Origin of the sequence: Mycobacterium sp. (assembly GCF_049280035.1) — a bacterium.
In the GTDB taxonomy this organism is placed as follows: domain Bacteria; phylum Actinomycetota; class Actinomycetes; order Mycobacteriales; family Mycobacteriaceae; genus Mycobacterium.
The window spans coordinates 1-2,224 of sequence record NZ_JBAPPI010000079.1 but is presented as its reverse complement, the minus strand read 5'-3'; the positions used below and the strand labels follow the sequence as shown (position 1 = coordinate 2,224).

At 68.4% G+C, this 2,224-nt stretch carries 3 protein-coding genes; all 3 read right to left on the bottom strand.

What is annotated here, in order from left to right; genetic code table 11:
• The coding region (locus WAN71_RS02660; protein WP_422223844.1) for an exodeoxyribonuclease III at positions 1-448 on the bottom strand (448 nt) is incomplete at its 3' end.
• 66 nt (positions 449-514) lie between these two features.
• Positions 515-1,390, bottom strand: coding sequence for an N-acetylglutamate synthase, CG3035 family (locus tag WAN71_RS02655; protein ID WP_422223843.1), 876 nt, complete (start codon positions 1,388-1,390; stop codon positions 515-517).
• Entirely contained in the window at positions 1,390-1,983 is a 594-nt protein-coding gene (locus tag WAN71_RS02650; RefSeq protein WP_422223842.1) for a peptide deformylase, read from the bottom strand. The genes WAN71_RS02655 and WAN71_RS02650 overlap by 1 nt, the downstream gene beginning before the upstream one ends.
• Positions 1,984-2,224 lie beyond the last annotated feature (241 nt).

Sequence of the window (2,224 nt, the reverse complement as noted above, 5' to 3'; positions counted from 1 at the left end):
TGTAATGCGGGTCACCCACGGCGCGGCCGTTGGGCACGTAAAGGCTCCACACCCGAACCCCTGCGCAGGTGGCGGCCAGCGCGCGGGCTTCGGCTGCGGCCGCCACATCCGGCTTGCTGCTCCAGCTGGGCTGGCCGTCGAAGCCGACCTCGACCTGGTCCAGGCCCACGCGTGACGCGATCGCCACGCCGTTCCATTGGTTGAATCCGCAATGCGCCACCTCGTAGCCGAGCTCCAAGAAGGGCATCGTCGGAAACTGGCCGTCGGCGCACTTGGTCTCTTGCATAGCCAGTACGTCGACCTCGGCGCGCTCCAGCCAATCGAGCACCCGGTCTAACCGGGTGCGGATCGAGTTCACGTTCCAGGTGGCCAGCCGAAGGAGCGGCGATCGCAAGCGCGGCGAAACCGGGCGCAGCGGGTCGCCGCCATCAATCCTGCCGTCCGGCATGGCCCGACCCTACGGTAATTGTTCGGCTCCACCCCGGGCCGCTTCGCTGCCCGCATCGTCGCCGAACTACGTGGCCGCCGTGAAGTAGCGCGCCCGGTGATGCAGCGCGAAGCCCAGCGACTGGGCCAAACCGGCGGCGGCGTGATCGTCCTCGAGGATCCGGACATGACCACGGGTCGCGCCACCAGCCGCCCCCCACGCCAGCAGGGCTTCGGACAGCGCCCGGCCGGCATCCTGGTCGGCCACCCGCATCGCCGACAGGCCCACCCAGCGAGTGCCATCCGGAGCGTCGGTCACCGACGCTCGCGCCACCGCCAGGTCTGTGTGCATACCGAACACCAGCTCGCCGTCGACGACGGCGGTCAGTACGTCGGCAGGGACCTCGCGGCGGTAGAGGTGCAGCCAGGCGTCGTCCGGGCGGTCCAGCAGCCGGACCGACGGGTCAGGCTTGGCGGAGTGCACGTCGCGTACCAGCACGGCGTAGGTCTGTTCACCCACACCGGGCAACCGCAGCAGGCGGTCGGCGATCGCCAGTCGCGGGGTCAGCCCGCGTCGGGTGTACCAGTCGACTATCGCCGGGATGGTCGCCGTGCTGGCGGAAACGTCAAGCGGGACAGCGGAGTTCGCGCGAGAGGTGACGCCGTGCCCGGCACGCAGCAGCCAGCCGTCCAGCCACTGCTGCTCTACGCCGGGCCAGGCGAAGGCGGCGGCGTGCTCAAGCGCGCGGATCTGCGAGGTGCGCACCGGCGCATCGCTCAGCGCCCGCACCGCGACGACATCGGCGGGCGCGAACTGCACCACCGCCCCGGTTTTCGTCTGGACCCGCACCAACGGCTCGATGTCGAGTAGATGGCCGACCGCGTCAGTCAGTGGCGGGATCGACCCGGCCGCCCGACGGTAACGCACCGTGACCCTGGTGCCGGGTGGTGGCCACGAAACCATCAGTGACCGAACGGGTCCGGCCCCTCACCCGGGGTCCACGACAAACCGGGAACGCCCCAGCCGTGGGATTTAACCGCACGTTTTGCGGCCCGGGCGTGCCGTCCGATCAAGCGGTCCAGATACAGGAGGCCATCCAGATGTCCGGTTTCGTGCTGGAGCATGCGAGCGAACAACCCCGAGCCCTCGACCGTGATCGGGCTGCCGTCGGCGTCGAGTCCGGTGACCCGGGCCCACTTGGCGCGCCCGGTGGGAAACGACTCACCCGGCACCGAGAGACAACCCTCGTCGTCGTTGTCCGGGTCGGGCATGGTCTCGGGGACTTCCGAGGTTTCGAGCACCGGGTTGATCATCACGCCGCGGCGCCGCGCCGATTGCCCACGCTCGTCGGCGCAGTCGTAGACGAACACTCGCAAGTCGACGCCGATCTGGTTGGCGGCCAGGCCAACTCCGTAAGCGGCGTCCATAGTGTCGTAAAGCGTGGCGATCAAATCGGCCAGGTCGCCCGGCAGCGATCCGTCCGTAGCGACCGGAACTGGCTTGGTCGGGGTGTGCAGGATCGGATCGCCCACGATGCGAATGGGTACGACTGCCATGACCGGCAAGCTTAAGCCCGCCGAGAATGCGCGCCGAGATGCGCTCGGGTTGCGCCCGGAGGCGCGGGAAGGCAATCTCACCTAGTCAGCCGACTCGCGGTGTGGGTTCCGGATCAACAGTTGCGAGCATGGTTGAATATTCGCCGGAGCAGCGAGCATTCGAGAATTCGCCGAAAGGGTCGAGGAAGCGATATGGACAGCGCTATGGCGCGGGCTAATCGATCGGGGGACGACTCTGAAC